The 26,557-nt window shown below is 64.3% G+C and carries 26 protein-coding genes; 2 read left to right on the top strand and 24 right to left on the bottom strand.

Translation table 11 applies throughout. The features are described 5' to 3' along the window. Positions 1-5: 5 nt before the first annotated feature. From RHP72_RS14520 to fmt, 3 genes are read right to left on the bottom strand one after another with little or no spacing between them, the layout of a single operon-like run. Positions 6-353, bottom strand: coding sequence for an MmcQ/YjbR family DNA-binding protein (locus RHP72_RS14520; protein WP_003944924.1), 348 nt, complete (start codon positions 351-353; stop codon positions 6-8). Positions 354-393: 40 nt separating this feature from the next. Then, a complete protein-coding gene (locus RHP72_RS14515; RefSeq protein ID WP_311094832.1) occupies positions 394-1,842 on the bottom strand; it encodes a transcription antitermination factor NusB in 1,449 nt (482 codons plus the stop codon). Further along, positions 1,839-2,762, bottom strand: coding sequence for a methionyl-tRNA formyltransferase (gene fmt / locus RHP72_RS14510; RefSeq protein WP_007727991.1), 924 nt, complete (start codon positions 2,760-2,762; stop codon positions 1,839-1,841). The genes RHP72_RS14515 and fmt overlap by 4 nt, the downstream gene beginning before the upstream one ends. 288 nt (positions 2,763-3,050) lie before the next feature. Here fmt and RHP72_RS14505 point away from each other — a divergent pair, with 288 nt between their 5' ends. After that, positions 3,051-3,257 (top strand): hypothetical protein, encoded by a 207-nt coding sequence (locus RHP72_RS14505; RefSeq protein WP_003944900.1) that lies wholly within the window; start codon positions 3,051-3,053, stop codon positions 3,255-3,257. Positions 3,258-3,314: 57 nt separating this feature from the next. Here the strand turns inward: RHP72_RS14505 and RHP72_RS14500 are convergent, their stop codons facing one another. The 19 genes from RHP72_RS14500 to RHP72_RS14410 all read right to left on the bottom strand — a co-directional run bounded on the left by RHP72_RS14500 (position 3,315) and on the right by RHP72_RS14410 (position 24,192). Beyond that, on the bottom strand, positions 3,315-4,334 hold the full coding sequence (locus tag RHP72_RS14500) for a triacylglycerol lipase (RefSeq protein WP_042445675.1): 1,020 nt from the start codon (positions 4,332-4,334) through the stop codon (positions 3,315-3,317). A 94-nt stretch (positions 4,335-4,428) separates the two neighbouring features. Continuing rightward, positions 4,429-5,097, bottom strand: coding sequence for a PadR family transcriptional regulator (locus tag RHP72_RS14495; protein WP_370852745.1), 669 nt, complete (start codon positions 5,095-5,097; stop codon positions 4,429-4,431). A 172-nt stretch (positions 5,098-5,269) separates the two neighbouring features. Then, complete coding sequence (locus RHP72_RS14490; RefSeq protein WP_311094831.1) at positions 5,270-7,288, bottom strand: primosomal protein N'; 2,019 nt, start codon at positions 7,286-7,288, stop codon at positions 5,270-5,272. A gap of 25 nt (positions 7,289-7,313) precedes the next feature. Next, a complete protein-coding gene (gene metK, locus RHP72_RS14485) occupies positions 7,314-8,528 on the bottom strand; it encodes a methionine adenosyltransferase (protein ID WP_003944827.1) in 1,215 nt (404 codons plus the stop codon). A gap of 188 nt (positions 8,529-8,716) precedes the next feature. Then, entirely contained in the window at positions 8,717-10,015 is a 1,299-nt protein-coding gene (coaBC, locus tag RHP72_RS14480; protein WP_003944888.1) for a bifunctional phosphopantothenoylcysteine decarboxylase/phosphopantothenate--cysteine ligase CoaBC, read from the bottom strand. Then, entirely contained in the window at positions 10,012-10,311 is a 300-nt protein-coding gene (gene rpoZ, locus RHP72_RS14475) for a DNA-directed RNA polymerase subunit omega (RefSeq protein WP_003944996.1), read from the bottom strand. The genes coaBC and rpoZ overlap by 4 nt, the downstream gene beginning before the upstream one ends. 98 nt (positions 10,312-10,409) lie before the next feature. Continuing rightward, complete coding sequence (gmk, locus tag RHP72_RS14470) at positions 10,410-11,009, bottom strand: guanylate kinase (RefSeq protein ID WP_003944801.1); 600 nt, start codon at positions 11,007-11,009, stop codon at positions 10,410-10,412. A 36-nt stretch (positions 11,010-11,045) separates the two neighbouring features. Beyond that, the gene (gene mihF, locus RHP72_RS14465; protein ID WP_003944825.1) at positions 11,046-11,366 is read right to left on the bottom strand and encodes an integration host factor, actinobacterial type; all 321 of its coding nucleotides are present in this window, start codon (positions 11,364-11,366) and stop codon (positions 11,046-11,048) included. A 369-nt stretch (positions 11,367-11,735) separates the two neighbouring features. Beyond that, complete coding sequence (locus RHP72_RS14460; RefSeq protein WP_232330041.1) at positions 11,736-12,935, bottom strand: glycosyltransferase 87 family protein; 1,200 nt, start codon at positions 12,933-12,935, stop codon at positions 11,736-11,738. Positions 12,936-12,992: 57 nt separating this feature from the next. Continuing rightward, positions 12,993-13,814, bottom strand: a complete 822-nt coding sequence (pyrF, locus tag RHP72_RS14455) for an orotidine-5'-phosphate decarboxylase (protein WP_063316422.1) — start codon at positions 13,812-13,814, stop codon at positions 12,993-12,995. Then, a complete protein-coding gene (gene carB, locus RHP72_RS14450; protein WP_003945010.1) occupies positions 13,811-17,167 on the bottom strand; it encodes a carbamoyl-phosphate synthase large subunit in 3,357 nt (1,118 codons plus the stop codon). The genes pyrF and carB overlap by 4 nt, the downstream gene beginning before the upstream one ends. Beyond that, positions 17,167-18,342 carry a glutamine-hydrolyzing carbamoyl-phosphate synthase small subunit gene (gene carA, locus RHP72_RS14445; protein WP_007728009.1) on the bottom strand — a complete coding sequence of 392 codons (1,176 nt, stop codon included), beginning with the start codon at positions 18,340-18,342 and terminating at the stop codon, positions 17,167-17,169. The genes carB and carA overlap by 1 nt, the downstream gene beginning before the upstream one ends. Continuing rightward, a complete protein-coding gene (locus tag RHP72_RS14440; protein WP_003944773.1) occupies positions 18,339-18,905 on the bottom strand; it encodes a transporter in 567 nt (188 codons plus the stop codon). The genes carA and RHP72_RS14440 overlap by 4 nt, the downstream gene beginning before the upstream one ends. 6 nt (positions 18,906-18,911) lie before the next feature. Then, on the bottom strand, positions 18,912-20,219 hold the full coding sequence (locus tag RHP72_RS14435) for a dihydroorotase (RefSeq protein ID WP_256083065.1): 1,308 nt from the start codon (positions 20,217-20,219) through the stop codon (positions 18,912-18,914). A 26-nt stretch (positions 20,220-20,245) separates the two neighbouring features. Continuing rightward, entirely contained in the window at positions 20,246-21,190 is a 945-nt protein-coding gene (locus RHP72_RS14430) for an aspartate carbamoyltransferase catalytic subunit (protein WP_209448670.1), read from the bottom strand. Beyond that, positions 21,187-21,828: a bifunctional pyr operon transcriptional regulator/uracil phosphoribosyltransferase PyrR gene (gene pyrR, locus RHP72_RS14425; RefSeq protein ID WP_003944977.1), complete on the bottom strand. Its 642-nt coding sequence runs from the start codon at positions 21,826-21,828 to the stop codon at positions 21,187-21,189. Before pyrR ends, RHP72_RS14430 begins: the two co-directional genes overlap by 4 nt. Positions 21,829-22,001: 173 nt before the next feature. Next, positions 22,002-22,499 (bottom strand): transcription antitermination factor NusB, encoded by a 498-nt coding sequence (gene nusB / locus RHP72_RS14420; RefSeq protein ID WP_007728014.1) that lies wholly within the window; start codon positions 22,497-22,499, stop codon positions 22,002-22,004. Continuing rightward, positions 22,500-23,063: an elongation factor P gene (gene efp, locus RHP72_RS14415; protein WP_003944958.1), complete on the bottom strand. Its 564-nt coding sequence runs from the start codon at positions 23,061-23,063 to the stop codon at positions 22,500-22,502. Between the two features lie 34 nt (positions 23,064-23,097). Further along, positions 23,098-24,192 carry a Xaa-Pro peptidase family protein gene (locus RHP72_RS14410; protein ID WP_003944812.1) on the bottom strand — a complete coding sequence of 365 codons (1,095 nt, stop codon included), beginning with the start codon at positions 24,190-24,192 and terminating at the stop codon, positions 23,098-23,100. A gap of 111 nt (positions 24,193-24,303) precedes the next feature. On the opposite strand from RHP72_RS14410, the gene RHP72_RS14405 reads away from it, so the two are divergent. Next, positions 24,304-24,912 (top strand): B-4DMT family transporter, encoded by a 609-nt coding sequence (locus RHP72_RS14405; protein ID WP_019748369.1) that lies wholly within the window; start codon positions 24,304-24,306, stop codon positions 24,910-24,912. 87 nt (positions 24,913-24,999) lie between these two features. On the opposite strand, the gene aroQ is transcribed toward RHP72_RS14405, so the two are convergent. After that, on the bottom strand, positions 25,000-25,428 hold the full coding sequence (gene aroQ, locus RHP72_RS14400; protein ID WP_003944916.1) for a type II 3-dehydroquinate dehydratase: 429 nt from the start codon (positions 25,426-25,428) through the stop codon (positions 25,000-25,002). Next, positions 25,425-26,534, bottom strand: a complete 1,110-nt coding sequence (gene aroB, locus RHP72_RS14395; protein ID WP_003944873.1) for a 3-dehydroquinate synthase — start codon at positions 26,532-26,534, stop codon at positions 25,425-25,427. Before aroB ends, aroQ begins: the two co-directional genes overlap by 4 nt. Positions 26,535-26,557: the final 23 nt, after the last annotated feature.

The following is a 26,557-nucleotide window of genomic DNA, read 5'->3' as shown; positions in this document are numbered from 1 at the left end:
TCCGATCAGTTCTTGACGACGGTGTGGAGCTTTCGCACCTTGGCCGGTGCCTTGATCCGCCACGCGTCTTCGAGCATCTCACCCAACTGCACCTCGTCGATCAGTTCGAGGTGCACGAGGATCGAGCCGTGCCCGTGATAGTGATCGGTGGTGAAGAAAGCCGCCTCGCCACTGGCGAGTAGCGCCTCCTTCTCGTCCAGACCGCACATCACGACCAAAGCGCCCTCCGCTTCGGTGCGGAGCCGTGCAAAAGTTTTACCTGCCACCTTGAGTGCCGGGGTGTTGTACGAGGTCGACTCTTCCACGGAGGGAAGAGCCGAACCCAGTACTACAACCTGTTCCCACGTAACCATGTAGGCACCATACGACTACCGATGCCCAGAAGTCATCCGATCAGGCCAGCGGCTTGCGCAAAGCGGCCATGAACATAGCGTCCGTGCCGTGTCGATGCGGCCACAACTGAACCGACGATCCGTCTCCGACGTCCGGGACACCTGGCACCAATGCCTTGGTGTCGAGTTCCACGACGCCATGACGCCGCACCGCATCGGCGACCACAGCCAGCGTTTCCGACAAGTGCGGCGAGCACGTGGAGTACAGCACCACTCCGCCGGGGCGAACCAGTTCGATTGCGGCAGCAAGCAATTCACGCTGCAACTTCACGAGCGGGGCCACATCGGACGGCTGCCGACGCCAACGTGCCTCCGGGCGCCGACGCAGCGCACCCAACCCGGTGCAGGGAGCGTCGACGAGGATGCGGTCGTATCCGGGTTCGAGCCCGGATTCGCGGCCGTCCGCCACGTGTACGTCCACGGGAAGCTCGCGAGTGGTCTTGCGGATCAGTTCGGCGCGATGTTCGACGGGCTCGACGGCGTCGAGTCGCCCGCCTTCGATACCGGCGAGAGCGCCGAGAAGCGCTGCCTTACCGCCCGGACCTGCGCAGAGATCGAGCCAGCGTCCGGAGTCTTCACCTTCGAGAGGAGCAATGCTGAGGGCGCGGGCCACCAGCTGACTGCCCTCGTCCTGCACGCCCGCCAAGCCTTGGCGGACCGCCTCGAGCTGTCCGGGGTCACCGCCGTCGAGATGCACGGCGTACGGCGAGTACGGCCCGATCTCGCCGCCGGTCACCAGTGCTAGCTCCTCGGCGGAGATCTCGCCGGGGCGGGCGACGAGGTGTACTGCAGGGCGGGCGTCGTCGGCGATCAGGACGTCTTCGAGTTCACCGGCAGCAGCGCCGAGCGAGTCGGCAAATACCTGCGCGATCCACAGGGGGTGAGCGTGCTCGAAGGCGAGCCGGCCGACCGGGTCCTTCGGGGCCAGCAGCTCGACCCACTCCTCCTGGGTGCGTTCGGAAACACGGCGCAGGACCGCATTGACGAATCCTGCTCGGCCCTGGCCGTTTTCGGCGCGGACCAGATCGACCGAGGTTGCGACGGCAGCGTGCGGTGCGACACGAGTGCGCAGCAATTGGTACGAGCCGAGTCGGAGTACATCGAGCAGCGTTCCGTCGATCTCTTCGATCGGCCGACCCGCTGCATGGGCGATCACCGCATCCAGCAGTCCCTGAGCACGTGCCGCGCCGTACGCCAGTTCGGTTGCCAGCGCAGCGTCGCGTGCGTAGAGTTTGCGGTCACGCAGGAGCCCTGGCAGAACCAGGTTCGCGTACGCGTCACGCTCACGGACCGCGCGCAGGACGTCACGCGCCGCCAGACGCGGTTGATCGAGCCCGGCGGTTGCCGGATCAGGCCGCTTGGCCTGCTTCGGCTTGGTGTTCTTGGCGCCGCCGCCGTTCTTGGCTCCGGGACCCTGTGCCCGTCGTGCCGGTCGTCGTGATTCGGTCACTGTGCTCGTACCTCCGCGTCGAGTCGGGCACCGCGTGCCCAGTCCCCTGCCGACATCAATTTCTTGCCCGGGGGCTGAATCTGCCCGAGTCGCACCGCGGTGGTCGCGGTACCGATGTACAGACCATCCTTGCGTACCGAGATCTCACCGACTGCCAGGGTCTCGTCCGTGACGGTGATCGGGCCGACCTTGACTCGAAGATCACCGATCATCGTCCATGCCCCGGGTGCGGGTGTGACGGCTCGGATATGCCGGTCCACTGTGCGAGCGGGCAGTTCCCACCGCACGCGGGCCGCGTCCACCGTCACCTTGGGGGCATACGAGACGCCGTCGGCAGACTGCGGAACCGCGTTGATCTCGCCGGCCTCGAGTCCGTCGAGTACCGATTCGAGGAGGGCAGCGCCGTTTTCCGCGAGACGTCCGAGCAGGTCGCCCGCCGTATCGGTGTCGCGAATCCGCTCGGTCATCACTCCGTACACGGGGCCGGTATCCATCCCGGCTTCCAAACGGAACGCGCTCGCACCCGTCACCTCGTCACCGGCACTGATCGCGGCCTGCACCGGCGCGGCGCCGCGCCACGCGGGAAGCAACGAGAAATGCAGATTGACCCAACCGTATTTCGGAATGTCGAGGACGTTCTGTGGCAACAGGTTTCCGTAGGCGACGACGGGTGCACAGTCCGGTTCGAGGCGGGCGAGTTCGGCCGCGAAGTCGGGATCGGACGCCTTGGCCGGCGTCAGCACCGGGATGCCGTGCTCGTCGGCAAGCAGACCGATCGGCGATCGGGTGACTTTTCGACCGCGGCCCGCCACAGCGTCCGGACGCGTGACGACGGCTACCACTTCGTGGTTGGCGGATTCGATGAGCCGACGCAGTGAAGGAACCGCGGGTTCGGGTGTTCCGGCGAACACGACGCGCATGTCAGCTCTCCCGTTTCGTTGGGCTCTTCGGACTCTGATCAGCCGATCGGCCTGTCGAACGCGGTGGACTGCAACTCACGAAAATGCTCCCGGATGTGTCGGTGGGTGGAACTGTCAGTCTAAGGACTGCGAGAGCTACGACCTACCTCGCGCCACACCGAACCACTTTCTCAGCAATTTCTTTGATCAGAACCCTGCACATTCACCGGTCCTCGGTATTGACTGTTTCTGTCGTCGCCACTCGGCGGAGGCTGATACGGGATACACCGATCACACGGAGGAACTTAGATGGCAGGCATCGACAGTAAGTTCGACAAGGCCTACGCAGGAAAGTCCGTCGAAGAATTGGCGGACGCCCCGGTCGCGGCACTCAACGGCGTAAGCGATTCGGACGCAGAACATTTGAAGGCAGCGTTCAACATCAAGACCGTCCGCGACCTCGGAACGAACAAGTTCTTCCTGTGGGCGCAGGCCACTGCCAAGCTCGCCGAGTAAACATCCCGACCCACGTGATCTCGGTGCTCACGAGTTAGCAGCTCACGAATTTGCAGCTCACGAATTTGCGTCGATGACCACTTGCGGAATATCCGTGCCGAGCGGCACCACGCTGCACGAAGCGTGCCGCTCGGCATCGGGGTCGAGGACCGTCCGGATGACGTCGATCACGTAGGGGTCGTACGGCATGCGGAAGTGGCCGGTCAGGTTAGACGGGCACAGATCCTGGAGGACGATGTTTTCTGCACCGGCACCGCGGAGCGCGATGTTCGAGGACGGCTGGATCATCTCGTCGACAGTGGACCCGATGGTCGTGTAGCGCACTCCGGGTACGGTGTCACCGCCGGCGTTGAGGGTGTTCAACATATCCGACCCTTGCATCTGCTCGCGGACAGCTCGCGAAAAGACGTCTTCGACAAAGTCTTCTCCGCCGGGGATCGCACGGACAATGGGAACCAACCCGAACATCACCCCACCGTAGGTCGGCGAAGCCAAACCGACCCAATGATCGACGTAGGCGTCGCCGCCCATCTTGTTGACGTAGTACCGCGTCACCGTCGCGCCTTGGGAATAGCCGATCACGTCGACCTTGTCCGCTCCGGTCGCGGTCAGCACCTGATCGACGAAAGAACCGAACGCGGTGGCACTACCGACTATGTCGCCGACGCCGTAGGTCTCGTGTGCGACGTCCCCGTCTTCTTCTTTGATCGCACCGCCGTAATTGAGAGCGAAGACGCAGTAGCCGTCAGCTGCCAGTGCCGGCGACAGGGCCGCCCAATCCGCGTACGCCTCGGTGTCGGTTCCGTGGGCGAGTACAACCGGTCGGGGATGCGTGGCGGAAGGCTCACAGCCGAAATCGTTCGATCCGGCAGGTGCGGATCCTGGATGAGCATGAGCGAATGCGGTGGCTACCGAACGCGACACCTGGCCTGGGCCGATGACGAGGGGAACATCCATCGCGTCGGCACTCGCAGACGGGAGCGTCGGTGCTGCAGCCGATATCGCCGGCGGTGCTCCGATCAGCAGCGCCACTGCTACCGAAAATGTCAGTCCCACAGACCGTTTGACGCCAGACATTGTTCCTGCTCCTGCTCTGATCCTACGAGGGAGCTGACCGTAACACCAGAAACTTCGAGGCGCATACCCTACCGAACAGTAGGTATCCGACGTCTCAATTGCCACCTTCATCGGCGTCATCACCGGCAAGCACTCGGTAGAGCGATTTGCGCGCCTCGACAAGCACGTCGGCTGCGGCCTTGACCTGCGCTGGTGTGCCTACAGCAGCCACTTGACCGGCCGCGCCCATCAGCTGGCCGATCAGTTCTCGAAGGTCCTGCTCCGGCTCCCCTACGCTGAGACGAACGTCATCCCACGGCGCCCCGAGATCGGCGCGATGTTCCTCGACGTACGCGACGCCTTCTTCTGTCAGCTTGGCGGTTTTGCGGCCGGCAACCTTTTCGATGATCACCAGTCCTTCGTCCTCGAGTTGGGACAGCGCGGGATAAATGGAGCCCGGACTCGGCTTCCAGACGCCGCCGCTGCGCTCGACGATCTGCTGAATCAATTCGTAGCCGTGCATCGGCTCTTCCGCGATCAACAGCAGAATCGCAGCGCGCACATCTCCTCGACGACCTCGTCCGCCACGTCCTCGCCCGCGACCGAACTGAGCGCCCGGACCGAAGCCGGGGCCGGGTCCGCCGTCTGGACCGAAACGCCCCCGCCGATGGCCTCTGCGTGGCATGTCACCGAAGCCCGGCCGCTCGTGCGGTCGACCGCGTCGTCCACCGTCTCGATCGCCGGGACCATCGCCCGACGCGCCGTCGTCCGTCGGCACCCACATCACAAATGGTGGCCGTTGCTCACGGCCGAAACCGCCGAAGAAACCGCGCCGGCCGAACATCCCCTCGTTCGGGAAACTTGCATCCATCGTCGAACCTCCATCACTATCGTTGATAGTTCGACGATATATCGTCATATCGGGTAGCGCAAGGATTCCTCCGACAACTCGAAACTCAGCCGATGCGGCGTGGGTCGATCTGAATGCGGACCGGACCCGAAGACTTCCGCGCACTGCGCGCGGCCCTCGCATGTGCCAGAGCGTCCGCAAGGCCGCGACCGTCCTTGCGTGGAACGCGGACCAGCATTCGCTCCGGCGCGACACCGCTCTCGTCCTCACCGGAATACGGAAGCCTCTCCCCCGCAGGCAATTCCACTGGTCCGAGCAGTACAGCACTTGCCGGCAGATCAGCTGAATTCACCAACTCCGCAATTGCCGCGGATCCACCGTCGATCGCAGCCATGTGAACGGCCGGAGGAAAGCCGACCTCGTCCCGTTCCTCGAATTGAGACTGTGCGTGCCCCACTGGATCCCATCGGACCAACGCCTGCACCGTCGGGATACCCGAGTCTGCGACAACCACAACTTCACCGCCTTCGGACAGCGGAATCACCATGGCAGCAGCCGACATCCAGCGTCTGAGTGTTTCCTCGGCGGCGCGAAGATCGGGCCGGCCGAGCAGTGCCCAACCGTCGAGCAAGAGCGCGGCGCCGTAGCCGCCGGTCATCACCGGCTCCGCACCCACTGTCGAGACCACCAACGCGGGCCCGTGTGGCAGTTCCTTGACCACATCACTGCCCCCGGACAGAACAACTTTCACACCGGGAAACGCCCGCCCGAGTTCTTCGGCGGTCCGGCCGGCACCGACCACCACCGCGCGCAACGCTTTCGCCCCGCACGCGTGACATCGGTAGGCGGCATCGGCAACCCCGCACCAGCGGCACGCCGGTGTCCCGGCGCCGTCGGGACCTGCCGCAGCGGGAAGAGCCAGTGGGCCGTTGCACCGACGGCACCGTGCCGGGGCACGGCACTTTCCGCAGGCCAGGGTCGGTACGTACCCCCGCCGAGGCACCTGTACCAGGACTCCGTTGCCCTCACCCAGAGCGCGCCGGGCGGCCGCGAATGCAATAGCGGGCAAACGAGCCGCTCTGGCTCCCGGATCGCGGGCCAAGGCTTGATCGCTGTCGGCAAGCGCGGTGATCTTGGGTGCGTGGGCACGAACGACGTCCCGCGTAGCGACCAGATCGTGCGCCCATCCCGAGTCGACGAGTACCTGCGCTTCTGCCGTACGGGAGAACCCACCGATCACGACGGCGCACCCGGCGACGTAGCCACGCAGGACGGCAACTTCGCGGGCATGTGGATACGGCGACCGCGGCTCGGACAAGTTGTCGTCGCCGTCGTCCCAGACGACGACAAGACCGGTCTCGGGCGTCGGCGCAAAAACAGCACTCCGCGTGCCGACGACGATCCGGGCGGTCCCGCGCAGTGCAGCGAGCCACCTCCGATATCGCATGGCCGGCCCCAGGCCCGCGGACAGACCTACCACCGCATCCGCTCCGGAGAGTTCGGTACAAGCGGCGACGACGCGGTCCAGGTCGCGTTGATCGGGCACAACCAGGATCGCGGATTTACCACTTGCCGCTACGGCCCCGGCCAGTTCGGCCAGGCGCAGTGGCCAGTTTTCACCAGGCAACGCCTGCCAGACCGCACGTGGGCTTTTCGACTCGCGAATCGCGGACAGGAAGGCGTCACCGAATCTGTAGAGATGCCAACCATTTTCGATCGGTTCAGGAGCGGACGGCGGCTCGGCGGGCCCCCACGGTTCCGCCTCGACCTTCGCGTGCCGCGGCGGTACCGCCAAACGGAGAACATCGGCACGGGTTCCGGCATAACGCTCCGCCACACGATCGACGACTTGCGCGATTTCGGCCGTCAGGACCCGCTCGGACGAGATGACGCGTTCGAGCCAGCCGAACTTCCCCTGATGGTCACTGGTCGCCTCGCGCGAGACGATGAAACCGTCCACCAGACGACCAGCGAAGCGGATGCGCACCCGGACTCCGGGCTGCGCATCCGCTTCGAGTTCACGAGGAACGAGGTAGTCGAATTCACGGTCGAGGTGAGCGAGCGGGAGCATCGGCAGCACCCGGGCGACCGGATCGACTTCTGCCGCTACTCTTTCCGCGCCCACCCGCGCCCCGTCTGTACGTCAGTGATCAGAGACCAGCTGCGCTACGCAGCTTGTCGGCGCGATCGGTGCTCTCCCACGGGAGGTCGATATCGGTGCGACCGAAGTGACCGTATGCCGCCGTCTGCGCGTAGATCGGGCGCAGCAGGTCGAGGTCGCGGATGATCGCTCCCGGACGCAGGTCGAAGATCTCGGTGATCGCCTTCTGGATCCGTGCCGGATCGGTCTTCTCGGTGCCGAAGGTTTCGACGAAGAGTCCGACCGGAGCTGCCTTGCCGATGGCGTAGGCGACCTGAACCTCGATGCGGTCGGCCAGACCTGCGGCAACAGCGTTCTTGGCCACCCAGCGCATGGCGTAGGCAGCGCTGCGGTCGACCTTTGACGGGTCCTTGCCGGAGAACGCGCCGCCACCGTGGCGAGCCATTCCGCCGTAGGTGTCGACGATGATCTTGCGGCCGGTCAAACCGGCGTCACCCATCGGGCCACCGAGGACGAACTTGCCCGTCGGGTTCACCAACAGACGAACATCGGAGGTGTCGAGATCGGTGAGGTTGACGTCGGTCAGCACCGAGTGAAGCACCTTCTCGCGAAGATCGGGCGTCAACAGGTTGTCGAGGTCGATGTCAGCGGCATGCTGGGTGGAGATGACCACGGTGTCGAGACGGACAGCCTTGTCACCGTCGTACTCGATGGTGACCTGGGTCTTGCCGTCCGGGCGCAGGTACGGCAGCACGCCGGACTTACGGACCTCGGTCAACCGGCGAGAGAGACGATGAGCCAGCGCGATGGGCAGCGGCATCAGTTCCGGCGTGTCGGTGGTGGCGTAGCCGAACATCAGGCCTTGGTCGCCCGCACCCTGACGGTCGATCTCGTCGTCGCTGATTCCGTCGACGCGAGCCTCGTGCGAGTGATCGACACCCTGCGCGATCTCGGGCGACTGGGCGCCGATCGCGACGTTGACGCCGCAGGAGTTACCGTCGAAGCCCTTTGCGGAGCTGTCGTAGCCGATTTCGAGGACCGTGTCGCGCACGATCTTCGGAATGTCCGCGTACGCAGTGGTCGTGACCTCACCGGCTACGTGAACCTGGCCGGTGGTGACCAGTGTCTCGACGGCCACGCGGGCGCGCGGGTCCTGGGTGAGCAGCGCGTCGAGGATCGAGTCGCTGATCGCGTCACAGATCTTGTCCGGGTGCCCCTCGGTGACGGACTCGCTGGTGAATAGCCGACTGCCGGACTTGCTCACAGATCTCCCTCTCGACGACTGAGTTCTTGACTACAGCTTATTGAAGTATCCGAATCACCGTTCGGTGACCGTTTTGTCATGCTTTGTTAGCTGGGGGCTGAGCCGACGATAACGGTTGGACCGCCTGCGCAACACCCTTGTACTCACCCGATTATCGTGGGGTAACTCTCACCACCGGCCGCGTGTCGCTACTCGGGAAAGAGCTTGACCAGGGCGTCGAGTACTCGACTGGCCATCAAAGCCTTGGATCCGTGTTCGAGAGCGGACTCCGAGCCGTCGGAACCGAGCAACCAACCGTCGTTGTGATCGACCTCGAACGCCTTGCCCTCGCCGACCGCATTGACCACGAGGAGATCGCAACCTTTGCGGGCAAGCTTGGAGCGGGCATAGGTGAGAACGTCACCATGGGCGTCACCGGTCTCAGCGGCGAATCCGACGATCACCGTTCGAGCATCCAAGTCGCCGTCACGACGCGCTTCGACGAGACCGGCGAGGATGTCGGCATTTCTGGTGAGGCTGATCGAGTCGGGTTCGTTTGCGCCCTTCTTGATCTTGCTGCCTTCGACGGTGGTGGGGCGGAAGTCCGCGACAGCCGCAGCCATGACGACTCCGTCGTGTCCCGGTGCGTGCTTTTCCACTGCCAACCGGAGATCTTCGGCCGTCTTGATGTGCACGACGTCGACAGCGGCGGGGTCGGCGAGATCAGCCGTGTACCCGGCGATCAGTGTCACGTGCGCGCCGCGTTGCGCGGCAAGACGGGCGAGCGCGTAGCCCTGCTTGCCCGAGCTGCGATTACCGAGAAAGCGCACGGGATCGAGCGGCTCGCGAGTACCGCCGGCGGTGACCAGAATGCGGCGACCCTCCAGGTCGCGCGGCAACGCGTCCGAGCGCTCGAGGAGCAACGATGCCAACCCGACGATCTCGTCGGGTTCGGGAAGTCGACCGGCTCCGGTGTCTTTCCCTGTCAAACGCCCGGAGGCAGGTTCGATCACGTGGACGCCGCGCGAACGCAGTGTCGCCACGTTCGAGACCGTTGCGGGGTGCTCCCACATCTCGGTGTGCATTGCTGGGGCGAAGACAACCGGACAGCGCGCGGTCAACAAAGTGGCCGTCAACAGGTCGTCTGCGCGACCCATGACCGCTCGCGCCATCAGATCAGCGGTTGCCGGCGCGATGACGACCAGATCGGCTTCCTGTCCGAGACGGACATGCGGAACCTGCGGGACGTCGTTGAAGACGCCGGTGTGAACCGGGTTGCCGGAGAGTGCTTCGAACGTCGCGCGCCCGACGAACTCCAGAGCGGATTCGGTCGGAATCACGCGGACGTGATGACCGCTCTCGGTGAAGCTGCGGATGATCGAGCACGCCTTGTACGCGGCGATACCCCCACCGACACCGACGACAATGCGCTTACGTATCGATGTGGGCGCGTCGGACACTCCCCCGACACCCGAACGAGGTTCGGGTGCGGCAGATGTGGTGCTCACTCGCCTTCGGTGTGCTCGAGGAGATCAGCGTGGATTTCACGCAACGCGATGGACAGCGGCTTTTCCTGCAGACCGGGCTCGACCAGAGGTCCGACGTATTCGAGGATGCCGTCACCGAGCTGGTTGTAGTAGTCGTTGATCTGGCGCGCGCGCTTGGCCGAGTAGATGACCAGGGCGTACTTGGAAGAGGTGCGTTCGAGCAACTCGTCGATCGGCGGGTTGGTGATGCCGAGCGGGGTGTCGTAGGCAGGCAGAGCGCCCTGACCTGCTGCGGACGCGGCTGAAGTGCTGCTCACTCTTGTGTCTCCTGAATTAGATCTTCATTGAAGAACTAGTTTTATCGATCCGGATATCTGAGAAACGGGGTGGAAATCGGTTCCCGAAGGGTGCGGAATCAGTTCCCAACCAACAAGGATACCAACTCATCGCAAGCACGGCTTACATCCTCATTCACGATGACCGTGTCGAACTCGTCCTGTGCGGCCAATTCCACTCGGGCCGTCTCGAGTCGGCGCGCCACGACGTCTTCCGTTTCGGTTCCACGTCCGGTCAGCCGTTGCACCAGAACGTCCCAGCTCGGTGGAGCCATGAACACCAACAGAGCCTCGGGCATCGCCTTGCGGACAGCTCGTGCTCCGGCGAGATCGACCTCGACGAGAACGGGCTTTCCAGCTTCGAGCGCTTCTTCGACCGGAGCTGCGGGGGTGCCGGAGCGCTGCAGGCCGCCGTGGATTTCCGCCCATTCGAGAAGTTCACCGGAGTCGATCATCCGTTGAAATTCTTCACGGGAGGTGAATCGGTAGTCCTTGCCGTCCACTTCACCTGGACGGGGATCGCGAGTGGTCGCCGAAACACTGAAAACGAGTTCAGGCAACCGAGTTCTCAGCTCGCGAACGACGCTGGACTTACCGACAGCCGAAGGGCCGGCCAGTACAACCAGCCGACCCCTCCGCACTGCGGTCTTGCTCTCTGACACTGTTGCGTCAGCAATCATCAGACACTGCCGCGTCAGCAATCATCACTTGTCGGCTCAGGCCTCGAAGTCAAACTTGGTGAGCAGAGCCTTGCGCTGCCGATCACCGAGGCCACGAAGGCGACGGGTCGGTGCAATCTCCAGCTCGGTCATGATCTCCTGAGCCTTGACCTTGCCCACCTTGGGCAGCGCCTCGAGCAGTGCCGAAACCTTCATCTTGCCCAAGATTTCGTTGTCTTCGGCGTCCTTGAGGACCTGCTTGAGGTCGGTGCCGCCACGCTTCAGGCGCTCCTTGAGCTCAGCCCTGGCCTTGCGGGCAGCAGCTGCCTTCTCCAAAGCAGCAGCGCGCTGCTCATCAGTCAACTGGGGAAGGGCCACGGTTCCTCCGTCTCGTCGTGTGCAAATTTTGTCTATTCCGCTGATAACCAGCAGCGATAGCGACCGTACTCACGCCTGGCGCGAATTGCTAACCCACCCCCCGCGGTCCGATGCAGATCGCGGTGGGTTATGCGCGTCGAATCGATGTCACGGATCGTCACCGTTTTCGGCTGGATCGAGACGAATTCGACGCCACACGAACGTGCGTACAGTACCGAAATAGACTGTAACACAATGTATTTCGACCCATAGCGTGCGACACCCCCGTGCGAGTGTGCGAAATCGTTACCTGCGGGAATGAACGTGGTCGCCGACACATCCAAAATTTTCGAGCATTTTCGACGCCTATGCGCGTGTCGCGGCCCGTTTTCAGGTCTGCAGCGACGATTTCGGATCGCCGGCGTCGACCGTCTCGGGTTCGATGCGACTCACGCCGGGGGCGGCCAGAGCGAGCACTACCGCGAGGCTCGCCCAGAGCAATGAATTCTCCAGCACGAAGCCGACTACCGGGATATCCATGTCCGCGCCGACTCGAGGAAGCCGAAACAGCACTACGACAGCGGTGAGACCGATCGCGATCCAGGACCACACAGGGACCGATCGAGTGCCCTCCCCCACGCCCGACTTGATCGGAACGAGGAGTACACCCACCGCCGGCACCAACCACACGAAGTGGTGCGTCCAGGCAATGGGAGTCACGATTGCCGCCAGCAGAGCCACCACCGTGAAACCGGCGAGATCGCCCCGCAGGCGCTGAGCGCGCCGCGTCGCGACAATTCCGAGGACACCCAACACCGCACAGGCGACGAGCCATGCCGGACCCACCAGGCCCTCGGGAAGTAGCCGCAAGGCCATTCCACGCACGGACTGGTTACCGAACACGGACGGGTCACCGACGGCGACGCGCCCCGAGAGTGAGGCGATGTCGCCGAAGTAGTCGATCGTCTGGCGCGGGAGAACCGCAAAGCCCAGAGCCGTGGCGCCGAGGAAGCCGGCGAGGCCGCCCGCAACTGCTTTCCAGCGCCCGGTGATCACGTAGTAACCGATGTAGACGAGTGGCACCAGTTTGACCGCGCCGGCGATCCCCACCAGCACACCCTCGGGAATCCACCGTGGTCGAGCCAGCACGTCGATCAAGCACAGGAGAGTCAGAAGCAACCCGACCTGGCCGTACCCGAGGTGATCGGAGATCGGCGATGCCGCCGTCCACAGGACCAGGAAACCCACGTAGACGACGACTGGCCGCTTACGTGTGAACGGGACTTCGCGATAGCTGAGCACGATGATCGCGGCCAGCATCAGGAGGCTGACGAAACTCCATCCCCACTGGACCGCACCCCAGGAACCCAGGGCGACTGGAACGGCGACGAGCGCAGCGAAGGGCGGATACGTGAACGGCAGTCTCGCGTTGAACGACTCGTCGTACAGGTTCGAGCCGTCGAGGACGGCCTGACCCGCCGTCCGGTACACGGCGAGATCGTCGCCGTGTACGCCGGTGACGGATTGGAACCCGGTGGCCAGCAGCGCGCACGCCGCGACGAGAAGTCCGATCTGCCACCAACGATTCACCGACGGACGGTACCACCGGGTTCCACCGCTCGAACGAGCCTCGAGGTCACTCACGGATCAGTTCGCCAATGCGGCTTCGATCTCGTCTCGGTCACGCATTGCTGCCTCCCGAAGTGCCGATACCGAAGGACCATGCTTGAGCACCCCACGGGAAGTGTTCGGCAGCAGGAGCTCGGTCGATCCCGCGAAGATGTCTGCGAGATCCGCTGCCGTCGCACCCTGCGCGCCGAGTCCCGGAGCGAGAATCGGGCCGTTGAACTGCGACAGGTCCAGACCGTGGTCCCGAGTTGCACCGACCACCAGTCCGACGGTGTCACGGCCGTCGCCGTTCGCATCGACCGCAGCGTCGACGATCGACTGAGCCACGCTCACACCGTCAGCCGACGACTGTTGAAGTACGCCGCCTTCCGGATTGGAGGTTCGTGCCAGGACGAAGATCCCGCGGGCGTTCTGCCTTGCCAGTTCGAGTGTCGGAGTCAGCGCCCCGAATCCCAGGTACGGCGAAACGGTGACCGAGTCGGAGGCCAACGGCGAATCACCCAACCAGGCTTGCGCGTACGCGTCCATCGTCGAACCGATGTCACCGCGCTTGGCATCCGCGACGACCAGCGTTCCCGCATCGCGAAGAACCGAGATGGTCCGCTCCAACACGGCGAAGCCGGCGCTGCCGTAAGCCTCGAAGAACGCGACCTGCGGTTTGACCAGTCCGACCTCACCGGTGAACGCCTCGACGCAGATCTCGGCGAAAGTCTCGAGACCTTCGGCCGTACGCGGCAGTCCCCACGCGTCGAGAAGCGCGGGATGCGGGTCGATACCGACGCACAGCCGCCCCCGGTCCGCGATCGCGGACCGGAGACGCTGCCCCCAACTGTGACTCACGACTGCTGTGCCGGCTGACGAAGACCTGCGTGCAATTCCTGCAGGGAGTGAACTCCGATGTCGCCGCGAATGGCTGCTTCGATGCCCTGCACGGCAGCCGAGGCGCCCTGCACCGTCGTGATGCACGGGATGTTCGACGCAACCGCTGCGCTTCGGATCTCGTAGCCGTCGACACGCGGGCCGTTGTTGCCGTACGGCGTGTTGATGACCATGGCGACCTCGCCGCTGCGGATCTGGTCGACGATGGTCTCGGCACCGGCCGGAACATCTTCACCCGACTGCTTGTACACCTGCTTGCACTCGATACCGTTGCGCCGCAAAACATCTGCGGTTCCTTCGGTGGCAAGAATGGTGAATCCGAGGTCTGCCAGGCGCTTGACCGGGAAGATCAGCGAACGCTTGTCCTTGTTGGCGACCGAGACGAACACCGCGCCCGTGGTGGGCAACGAACCGTAGGCGGCAGTCTGCGACTTGGCAAAAGCCGTACCGAAGTCGAAGTCGATTCCCATGACTTCACCGGTGGACTTCATTTCCGGGCTGAGCAAGGTATCCACGCCGGTACCGTCGGCGCGGCGGAAGCGGTTGAACGGCAACACAGCTTCCTTGACCGCGATCGGTGCACCGGCCGGGGTGTTTCCGCCGTCGCCCTTCGCCGGCAGAATGCCGCTCGCACGCAGTTCCGCGATGGATTCGCCGAGCATGACGCGGGCGCATGCCTTGGCCAGCTGGACGGCCGTCGCCTTGGACACGAACGGAACCGTGCGGCTGGCGCGGGGATTTGCTTCCAGCACGTAGAGGATGTCGTCCTTGAGGGCGTACTGGACGTTGAGCAGGCCCTTGACGCCGATGCCCTTTGCGAGAGCCTCGGTGGAGCGGCGGACGTTCTCGAGATCCGCCCGGCCCAGAGTGATGGGCGGGAGCGCACACGCCGAGTCACCGGAGTGAATGCCGGCTTCCTCGATGTGCTCCATGACGCCGCCGAGGTACACCTCGGTGCCGTCGCACAGAGCGTCGACGTCGATCTCGACCGCGTCTTCGAGGAAGCGGTCGACCAGGACCGGACGATCGTCGGAGATCTCCGTGGCGCGCGAGATGTAGTCGGCGAGGGAAGCCTCGTCGTAGACGATCTCCATGCCGCGACCACCGAGCACGTACGACGGACGCACCAGCACCGGGTAGCCGATACCTGCCGCGATCTCGCGGGCGCCGTCGAACGTGGTGGCGGTACCGAACTTCGGTGCGGGCAGACCGGCTTCGGTCAGTACGCGGCCGAATTCGCCGCGGTCCTCCGCCAGGTCGATGGCTGCGGGGCTGGTTCCCACGATGGGGACGCCGGCAGCTTCGAGACGCTTCGCCAGTCCGAGCGGGGTCTGGCCGCCGAGCTGGACGATGACGCCGGCAACGGTGCCCGACTGCGCCTCCGCGCGGTAGACCTCGAAGACATCCTCGAACGTCAGCGGCTCGAAGTACAGGCGATCAGCGGTGTCGTAGTCCGTGGAGACGGTCTCGGGGTTGCAGTTGACCATGACGGTCTCGTACCCGGCCTCGGACAGCGTCTGCGCCGCGTGGACACACGAGTAGTCGAACTCGATGCCCTGACCGATGCGGTTGGGGCCGGATCCGAGGATCAGAACCTTGGGTCGCTCGGTCTGCGGAGCAACTTCGGACTCGGCCTCGGGATCGAGCTCGTAGGTCGAGTAGTGGTACGGCGTCTTGGCCTCGAACTCTGCGGCGCAGGTGTCGACGGTCTTGTAGACGGGGCGCACGCCCAGCTGATCACGCAGAGCGCGAACGGCGTCCTCACCTGCGTGAGTGTCACCACCGAGCTCGGGGCGCAGAGCCGCGATCTGGCGGTCCGAGATGCCGTGGTACTTGGCCTGACGCAGGGAAGCCTCGTCGAAAGACTCTGCAGCGCGCAGCTTTTCACCGAGCTCGTGAATCTGCTGGAACTGGTCGAGGAACCACGGATCGATCTTGGTGGCGTCGAAGAGCTGCTCGACAGTTGCGCCGAGCGCGAATGCCTTCTCGATGCCGTACATGCGGCCGTCCTGCGGAACGCTCAGATCGGCGAGTAGTGCATCCAGGCTCTCCGTCTCGATGTCGGCGCCGGTCCAGTAACCCGCACGCTTGGTCTCGAGCGAACGCATGACCTTGCCGAAAGCCTCGGTGAAGTTGCGGCCGATGCTCATGGCCTCGCCCACCGACTTCATCGTGGTGGTCAGAGTTCCGTCGGCACCGGGGAACTTCTCGAAAGCGAACCGCGGAGCCTTGACGACGACGTAGTCGAGCGTCGGCTCGAAGCAAGCCGGGGTTTCCTTGGTGATGTCGTTGACGATCTCGTCGAGCGTGTAGCCGATGGCAAGCTTGGCCGCCATCTTCGCGATCGGGTAACCGGTCGCCTTCGACGCCAGAGCCGACGAGCGGGAGACACGCGGGTTCATCTCGATGACAACCAGGCGGCCGTCCTTCGGGTCCATCGCGAACTGGATGTTGCAGCCGCCGGTGTCGACGCCCACCTCACGCAGAATGTCGATGGAAAGGTCGCGCATCGCCTGGTACTCGCGGTCGGTCAGCGTCATCGCCGGGGCGACGGTGACCGAGTCTCCGGTGTGGACACCGACCGGGTCGACGTTCTCGATGGAGCAGACGATCACGACGTTGTCGCGACTGTCACGCATGAGCTCGAGTTCGTATTCCTTCCAACCGAGGATGGATTCCTCGATCAGGACGTTCGCCGTCGGCGACGCGGCCAGACCGCCACCGGCGATGCGGTTGAGATCGTCGACGTCGTACGCCATGCCGGAACCGAGGCCGCCCATGGTGAAGGACGGACGCACGACAACCGGGTAACCGAGTTCGGCGACCGTGGCGTGTACTTCGTCCATCGTGTAGCAAACTGCGGACTTCGCGGATTCGCCACCGACCTTGGCGACGATGTCCTTGAACTTCTGGCGATCCTCGCCGCGCTGGATGGCGTCGAAGTCTGCGCCGATCAGTTCGACGTCGTACTTCTCGAGGATGCCCTGCTCGTGCAGCGCCACTGCGGCGTTGAGCGCAGTCTGACCGCCGAGCGTCGCGAGGACGGCGTCGATCTTGTTGCCCTGCAAGGCTTCCTTGGCGATGACCTTCTCGAGGAACTCGGCCGTGATCGGCTCGACGTACGTGGCGTCGGCGAACTCGGGGTCCGTCATGATGGTGGCCGGGTTGGAGTTGACCAGGCTGACGCGCAGGCCCTCCTCCTGGAGGACGCGGCAGGCCTGGGTGCCCGAGTAGTCGAACTCGCAGGCCTGACCGATGACGATCGGACCGGAGCCGATTACCAGGATGTGCTTGAGATCTGTACGGCGTGGCATTAGTTCTTGACTCCGGTTTCTTTCCGTGCGGAGAGCAGGCTGGTGAAGCGGTCGAAGAGGTACGCGGCGTCGTGCGGGCCGGCTGCCGCCTCGGGGTGGTACTGCACCGAGAAGGCCGAATCGTCCAGCAGGCGAACACCTTCGACGGCTCCGTCGTTGGCGCAGGTGTGGCTGACCACCGCGCGGCCGAACGGGGTGTCGAATTCCTGACCGGCTTCGCCTTCGAGCGCGAAGCCGTGGTTCTGAGCGGTGATCGCGATGCGACCGGTCTGATGCTCGATCACCGGGATGTTGATTCCGCGGTGGCCGAACTTCATCTTGTAGGTGCTCAGGCCCAGGGCGCGGCCCAGGATCTGGTTGCCGAAGCAGATACCGAACAGCGGCAAGCCCTGTCCGATGACCTCTTTCGTGAGGTGGACTGCGCCGTCGGCGGTGGCTGGGTCACCGGGACCGTTGGAGAGGAACACTCCGTCGGCCTTCAGGTCGAGGATCTGTTCGAGACTCGCGTTGGACGGCAACACGTGGACGCGGATACCGCGCTCGGCGAACATGCGCGGGGTGTTGGTCTTGATACCGAGGTCGATGGCGGCAACCGTGTACAGCGCCTCCCCGCCCTTCGGCTCGACGACGTAGCCGCTGGTGGTGCTGACCTCACCGGCAAGATCGGCGCCGAGCATGGTCGGCTGATCCTGAACCCGTCGGACCAGTTCGTCATCGGCGGCGATGGCTTCACCGGAAAAAATTCCGGCCTTCATCGAGCCGCGAGTACGCAGGTGGCGAACCAGGGCGCGGGTGTCGATCCCGGCGATTCCGACGATGCCCTGCTCTTCGAGCTTGGCCTGCAGCGAACCAGTTGCACGCCAGCTCGAGGTGACGCGCGAGGGGTCACGAACGACGTACCCGGCAACCCAGATCTTCGCGCCGGCACGCTCGCCGGTCGGTCCGACCGACTCGTCGTCTTCGTCGTTCCAGCCGGTGTTGCCGATCTGCGGTGCGGTGGAGACGACGATCTGGCGGTGGTAGCTGGGATCGGTGAGCGTTTCCTGGTAGCCGGTCATTCCGGTGCTGAACACCGCTTCGCCCAGGGTCTGTCCAACCGCACCGAAGGTGGTTCCGCGGAACACCCGTCCGTCTTCGAGGACCAGTACTGCGGGGCTGTTGTCAAAGCCGCTCATGCGTTCTTTCCGTTCTGCTCGATGTCGCCAGAGCTTGCGTCTTCGTTGTCATTCGTCTTGTTCGAAGCGGTCTTGTTCGAAGCAGTCACCGGCTTGACCCAGTCCGGATAAACCGTCTTGTCGTCACCGCGCACGCCCGTGTCGATCTCGGTTCCGCTCGGCAATTCCCAGCGAATCACCAGGACGCCGTCCTTGCTCATGACCTTGCCGGCAAGACCGTTCTCCGTGCGGATCGCGCGGATCGACTTCTCCGGAATCCAGATCGCCGACGCGCCGTCACGCTCGACCAGAATTCCGCCGCTGTAGCGGCTGATCTCGCAGGTGGCGCGGAAACCGAGGTCGCCGACGGCGATCCGGTCCTGCCAACTGGGTGCGATGGTGCTGCCGACGTACAGGCCGGTGGTCGGCAGGACGAGCAGTTCACCCAGGGTTGCCGGTACCGTCGGCAGTTCGCCGATCTTGTCTTTCTGGCGTCGAGCGCGTCCACGCCAGCCGACGTACATCAGGCCGATCATCGCGACCCAGAAGATCGCCAGACCGATGATCCACAGTGCTCTGTCCATGACGCGCTACTCCTCGCTACTCCGCAGCCGCACATTCCCGTCGTGTGCGGTGATGCGGCCACGTAACAGTGTGGTCGTGACCCGAGCGGGCAATGTCATCGACTCGTACGGAGTGTTATGCGCGACACTCGCCAGGTCGGGACCGTGGACCGTCCACTCGGCCGACGGATCGACCAATGTCAGGTTCGCGGGCTCCCCCACCTCGATGGGACGGCCCTGATCGTCGAGGCCGACGATTGCCGCGGGGCGCTCGCTCATGACCCGGGCAACACCGCGCCAGTCCAACAGGCCGGCCTGGACCATCGTCTGCACGATGATCGAGAGTGCGGTCTCGAGGCCGAGCATTCCAGGGCGAGCGGCTGCGAACTCGCAGCACTTGTCCTGCTCGGCGTGCGGAGCATGGTCGGTCGCGACGCAGTCGATGATTCCCTCGGCCAGACCCTTGCGCAGCGCGGCAACGTCACTGGCCTCACGCAAGGGCGGGTTGACCTTGTTGATCGCGTCGTACGTCTCGAGCCGTGAATCGTCGAGGAGCAGGTGATGCGGGGTGACCTCGGCGGTGATCGAAATCCCTTGGCTGCGAGCCCACTTCACGAGTTCGACGGTTCCGGCGGTGGAGGCGTGGCAGATGTGAACGCGGGCGCCGGCGTCACGCGCGAGCAGTGCGTCGCGGGCCACGATCGATTCTTCGGCTGCTCGCGGCCACCCGGCCAGGCCGAGACGCGCGGCCGTGGGGCCCTCGTGGGCGACCGCACCGACGGTCAAACGCGGCTCTTCCGCGTGCTGAGCGATCAGGACGCCCAGTGAGCTGGAGTATTCGAGCGCGCGACGCATGATCAGTGGGTCGTAGACGCAGTGGCCGTCGTCGGAGAACATCTTGACCTTGCCGACGCCTGCGGCCATGGTCGCCATCTCGGCGAGTTGCTTGCCTTCCAGGCCCGCTGTGACTGCGCCGACGGGGTGGACGTCGACGAGGCCGACTTCCTGCCCGCGTCGCCAGACGTGATCGGTGATGACCACCGAATCGGCGACGGGACTCGTGTTGGCCATCGCGAAGACCGCGGTGTATCCACCCAGAGCCGCTGCCGAGCTTCCGGTTTCGATGGTCTCGGTGTCTTCGCGGCCGGGCTCACGCAGATGTGTGTGCAGGTCCACGAAGCCGGGAAGCAGGATCTGCCCGCCGGCATCGATCACCTCGGATGCCGTGGCCGGATCGAGGTCCACGCCGATCTCGAGGATCGTGCCGTCGCCGACGAGTACGTCGGTGGGCTCACCTTCTCCGTAGATCAGGACTCCGCGGAGCAGGACACTCACGGGTGATTCTCCGTTCTCGTTTCTGGTCACAGCGCACCGTCCTCCGACCCGACCAGCAGTCGGAACAAGACAGCCATGCGCATGTGTACGCCGTTGGTAACCTGTTGCAGTACAGCAGTTTTGGAGGAATCGGCAACGGCGGATGCAATCTCCATGCCGCGCAGCATCGGGCCGGGGTGCAGGACCACCGCGTGATCGGCCAGCATCGCCAGCCGCTTCTCGGACAGGCCGTAGTTGACCGAGTACTCGCGCTGCGACGGGAAGAAGCCACCGTTCATGCGTTCGGCCTGAACCCGCAGCATCAGCACCGCGTCGAGTCCGGGCAGTTCCGCGTCGAGCGAATGCGAAACCGTGACCGGCCACGTGTGCGCACCGACCGGCAGCAGTGTCGGCGGCGCAACAAGAACGACCTCGGCACCGAGCATCGAGAGCAGCAGTGCGTTGGAGCGGGCGACACGGCTGTGCAGGATGTCGCCGACGATGGCGATCCGCTTGCCCTCGATGTCGCCGAGACGCTGGCGAAGGGTCAAAGCGTCGAGAAGCGCCTGAGTGGGGTGCTCGTGCGTGCCGTCACCTGCGTTGATGACTGCCGGGCCACCGTCGTCGGCCGCTCCGGTCCACTTTGCGATCTGGTGGGCGGCGCCCGAAGCCGGGTGGCGCACGATGAGTGCGTCGGCACCGGCCGCGCGCAGGGTCATCGCGGTATCGCGCAGGGATTCACCTTTGGACACCGAGGAACTGGATGCGCTGACATTGATGACGTCGGCACTCATCCATTTGCCTGCCACCTCGAAAGACACCCGGGTGCGCGTCGAGTTCTCGAAGAACACCGTCATGACCGTGCGTCCGCGCAGCGTCGGGAGCTTGCGTACCTCTCGTCCCAGAAGTGCCTGCTCGAACCGTTCTGCCTCGTCGAGAAGTTCTACCGCGGACTCACGATCGAGGTCCGCGATGGAAAGTAGGTGCTTCACGCGCTCTTACCCCCGGAGATGACTACCGCTTCCCTGCCGTCGTGCTCCTGGAGGAGAACCTTGACGTCCTCGGACCTCGCGGTCGGGACGTTCTTGCCGACGTAGTCGGCGCGCAGCGGGAGTTCGCGGTGACCACGATCCACGAGCACTGCGAGTTGGACCGCGCGGGGGCGGCCCAGATCGCGCAACGCGTCAAGTGCCGAGCGCACGGTGCGACCGGAGAAGAGGACGTCGTCCACGAGAACGACCAGCGCATTGTCGACGCCACCTTCGGGGACGGACGTGCGCTCGAGCGGGCGGTGCGGCTTGTTCCGGAGATCGTCGCGGTAGAGGGTGATGTCGAGAGATCCGATGGGAAGACGCACACCGGAGAATTCTTCGATCTTGGCGCGCAGTCGCGTGGCGAGGGTGGTTCCACGCGTCGGGATCCCGATCAGGACCACACGAGGGGCAGTTCCCTCGGGTCCGTCGAGTGCGGTCTTCTCGATGATCTCGTGAGCGATCCGCGCGATGGTCCGGCCCACATCCTGGGCGGACAACAATTCGCGGGTTTCGCTACCTGCCTCGGCACCGACCGGCGCCTTCGAGTTACCTGGACCTGCAAGATCGGATGGGCGAGACCCTTCGGGCACGCTCATGCAGCGACCTCCTTCTCCGCCTCACTGGACGGATCGTTAAAGGATGTCTGACGGTCCCCACCCTATCAGCCGACAGACCTGATCCCGCCGTGCGAGCAGCGACTCCGACCGGTTGTGTGCAGACACACAACGCGCACGGTGACACTCGCACGGCGGTGGTGGAACAAAACTTGCTACTCGGTACCCGAATCCGATTCCTGCGCGCGCTGGGAGGTCGCGGCCGCAGCCGATCGAACCTGCGGCGCAACGAGAACGACCTGGCCGAGGATTCCGTTGACGAATCCCGGAGAGTCGTCCGTCGAGAGCTGCTTCGCGAGTTCGACGGCCTCGTCCACGGCGACAACCGGCGGAACGTCCGTCGCGTGGAAGAGCTCCCACACGGCGATACGCAGAATCGCACGGTCGACGGCGGGCAGACGCTCGAGCGTCCAGTCCTGCAGATGCGAGGAGATGACCTGATCGATCCGGTCCAGATTCTCCGCAACGCCGGACACCAACGTGACGGTGTAGGCCGCGACGGGTGCTACCGCGTCGTCCTTGACGGACAGATCGGAACGCTCCGACGCCAGTGCGACCGGATCGAGGTCACGTGCCTCGGCTTCGAAGAGGAAGTCGACGGCACGCTTGCGCGCCTTGTGGCGTGCACCGAGTTTCTTATGTGTGCCGGACACTCAGGAATTCACACGCCCGAGGTAGTTGCCGTCACGAGAATCGACCTTGAGCTTGTCACCGGTGTTGATGAAGAGCGGGACGTTGATCTCGGCACCGGTCTCGAGGGTGGCAGGCTTGGTGCCGCCGGTGGAGCGGTCGCCCTGCAGGCCCGGATCGGTGTGCTTGACGACGAGCTCGACGGTGACCGGAAGCTCGACGAAGAGGGGAACGTCTTCGTGGGTCGCGACCTGGACTGCCATGTTCTCGAGCAGGAAACGCGACTGGTCGCCGACGGTGGACTCGCTGATCGACACCTGGTCGTAGGTGTCGCCGTCCATGAAGATGTAGTCGCTGCCGTCGTGGTACAGGTACGTCATGTCACGACGGTCGACCGTGGCGGTCTCGACCTTCACACCGGCGTTGAACGTCTTGTCCACTACCTTGCCCGAGAGCACGTTCTTGAGCTTGGTGCGCACGAAGGCAGGGCCCTTGCCGGGCTTGACGTGCTGGAACTCGATGATCGTCCACAGCTGGCCTTCGATCTGCAGAACCAGACCATTCTTGAAATCACTGGTGGAAGCCACTTGCTTCGCGTCTCCTAGGGGTCGGGAAACCGTCTCAGACGACGGTAAGGTCTTTTGCGGTCAGTGTGAGCAGCTCTGGCCCCTGCTCACGAACAACGAGCGTGTCCTCGATCCGTACACCTCCGCGCCCGGAGAAGTACACGCCCGGCTCGACGGTCACCGCCGCGCCGGAAAGAAGTGTACCGGTGCCGAGCTTGCCGATCCCCGGTGCTTCGTGGATTTCGAGCCCCACACCGTGGCCGAGGCCGTGCAGGAACAACTCGCCGTAGCCTGCATCGTCGATCACCGCACGGGCGACGGCGTCGACTGCCGCACATTCGACACCCGGCGCGAGCGCGTCGCAACCGGCAGCTTGCGAACGCGCGACGAGCTCGTAGATCTCCCGTTGCCAATCGGAAACGGACTCGAGCACGTAGGTCCGTGTCATGTCCGAGTGGTACCCACCGACCTGGGCTCCGAAGTCGAGTTTCACGAAGTCACCCGACGCCAGGATCGCATCGGTCGGTCGGTGATGCGGAATCGCCGAGTTGGCGCCGGCCGCCACGATCGTCTCGAAGGAAATACCGTCCGCCCCGTTGTCGAGCATCAGATTTTCCAGCTCGCGGCCGACCTCTCGTTCCGTTCGGCCAGGTCGCAGACCGCCGCGAGCGATCAACTGCGCCAACGCGACATCGGCTGCGGTGCACGCGGCTCGCAACAACTCCACCTCGTACTCGTCCTTGACCATGCGCAATTGTTCGACGAGTCCGCTCACCGGTTCGAACCGGATCTTCGGCGCTGCTTCGGTCCAAGCCCGATGTTCGGCGAACGTCGCCACATGTGACTCGAACGCGAGAACGGGCGCCGTGGACTTCTCGATCAAGTGCGCAGCACTCGAACGGGCGATTTCGGCCCGAAGGTCCGGCACCTGCTCTGACACCTGCGTCACGTAGCGGCCGTCGGTGCAAATCACCGTCTCACGCTCGTCGGACGCTGAATCCGATGCACTGACGACGAGCGCCGCATTGGAACCGGTGAAACCGGTGAGGTATCTGATGTTGAGGAGATCTGTGACGAGAATCGCGTCGAGTTCGCGCTCCGAGAGGAGGCGTCTGAGGGATTCACGGCGTGTTCTGAAGTCGACCGGCATCCCTCGAACCTACCGCCCGCGCAGACCTGCCGATCAACTCGAAACTCGCGGTTACAGCAATAAGTGTGGGTTAGGCCACAAGGTGTAATGGGTTCTAGTTAGGCTGTACCCATGAATGCGTGGTTGGTACGTGGCCTCGGCATGGCCCTGATACATGTTGTGTTTCGTGCGTTGCTCGGTGCAGCGATCGCACAGTGGCCACTTCAGGGGTCCACCCTGCGCTGGCTGTCCCTGTTGATCGTCATCGTCTTCGCCGCGATCTGGGGTGGTATCGACGGCATTCGTGACCGCCGGAATTTCCCCGAACCCGAGGACGGCGCCGATCTGACCATGCTGTGGCTCAAGGCCGCATTGGTCGGCGGGTTCGTCGCCGGCGCTGCCAGCTGGGCACTCAGCCTGGTCCCCTCCCTCGAACTCACCCAGCAGGGCTTGTTTTTCGAGGTGACCTCCGGTGCGGCGTTCACGATCCTTCTCATCTTCGTCCCCGCCATGATCGCCATCACCGTCGGACGCTTCTTCGTCAGCCGTGAACAGCGCAAGAACGGAACAGCTCCGCAGACCCCGTCCCACGAGCGTCACCACGAACCGGTGCCCGTCAGCGAGGGCTACGACTCCCCCACCGAGCAGCACGCATACAGCGGAGCCGCGATGTCCGTCGAGGAATCCGACGCCGATACCGCGGTCTTCCCGGCGATCGATCTGGGCAAGCGCGAGCAGTAACGCCCACCGTCCACACAACCGAATGCGGCCCCGAGGATATTTTCCTCGGGGCCGCATTCGTGTGGCTGTTTTTTCGACTTCCCTCGTTCAGCCTCGCTCGGCGAGGAACCTGATCGCCAGCGGATACGCGGCGACGCCGAGTCCGACGATCACTCCGGTCGCAATCGGACTCAGGTAGGAGTGGTGCCGAAACTCTTCTCGCGCATGAACATTCGAGATGTGTACCTCGACGAGACCTGCGGTCAGTTCGGCGCATGCATCTCGCAGGACCACCGACGTGTGCGTCAAGCCACCGGCATTGAGGATCACCGGTTCCCCCGCGTCCGCCGCGTCGTGGATCCAACCGAGCAGATCGCCTTCGTGATCGCTCTGACGGACGATCACCTCGACGCCGAGCTCCTTGCCTGCCGCGACGCACAATTCGATCAGATCGTCGTGTGTGGTCGCGCCGTAGACCTCGGGCTGACGCTTACCCAGACGCCCCAGATTGGGTCCGTTGACGACGTTGATCCTCACAACAGGACCGTTCCGCCGGCCGGCCGCGCATCGCGGGCAATCGCGGAGTACGCCGCAACCAGCAGACTCGGATCCGGCCCCTCGAGGCGACCCGGCTTGGCCAGTCCGTCGAGGACCACGAAACGCAGCAGCCCGGCACGGTTCTTCTTGTCGGTCTGCATTCCCTTCATCAGATCGCCGAACGCATCACCGTCGTACGACGTCGGCAGCCCGACGAGATCGAGGATCGACTTGTGACGATCCGCGGTGGCGTCGTCGAGTCGGCCCGCGAGCCGTCCGAGTTCGGCAGCGAAGACCAGGCCGACGGAGACAGCGGCACCGTGGCGCCACTTGTAGCGCTCACGACGTTCGATCGCGTGGCCGAGGGTGTGGCCGTAGTTGAGGATTTCGCGCAGATCCGACTCGCGCAGATCCGCGGCCACGACCTTGGCCTTGACCTCTACGGAGCGCCGAATCAACTCGGGCAGAACAGTTCCCGACGGATCGAGAGCTGCCTTGGGATCGGCTTCGATGAGATCCAGGATCACCGGGTCGGCGATGAATCCGGTCTTGATGACCTCGGCCATGCCGGCAACGATCTCGTTGTGCGGCACAGTCTCGAGCGTCGCGAGATCGATGAACACCGCTCCCGGCTCGTGGAACGAACCGACGAGGTTCTTGCCCGCTTCGGTGTTGATACCGGTCTTGCCACCCACTGCTGCGTCGACCATCGCGAGCAAGGTGGTGGGGACGTGAACTACCTTGACACCGCGCATCCACGTAGCCGCGACGAAGCCGGTGAGGTCGGTCGCCGCTCCCCCGCCCAAGCTCATGATCGCGTCGCTGCGAGTCAGGCCGATCCGGCCGAGCACGTCCCAGCAGAAACCCGCGACAGCAAGATCCTTGCCGTCCTCGGCATCGGGGATCTCGATACGGTGGGCGTCGATTCCCTTCTCCGCCAACGCAGCCCGTACGGCCTCCGCGGTCTCTGCCAGCGGCGGCTGATGGAAGATCGCGACAGTGCGCGCGCCGTCGAACTCGGCAACGAGATCACCGAGCAGGCCGCGGCCGATCACGACCGGGTAAGGACTTGCGGTCTTCACCTCTACACGTACGGGTTCGGTCACTGCTCCACTACTCCGCTCCGGTT

The organism is Rhodococcus sp. SG20037 (assembly GCF_031763325.1).
Classification (GTDB): domain Bacteria; phylum Actinomycetota; class Actinomycetes; order Mycobacteriales; family Mycobacteriaceae; genus Rhodococcus_F; species Rhodococcus_F qingshengii.
Note: the sequence above shows the minus strand (reverse complement) of the source record. Positions and strands in the feature narration are given on the sequence as shown.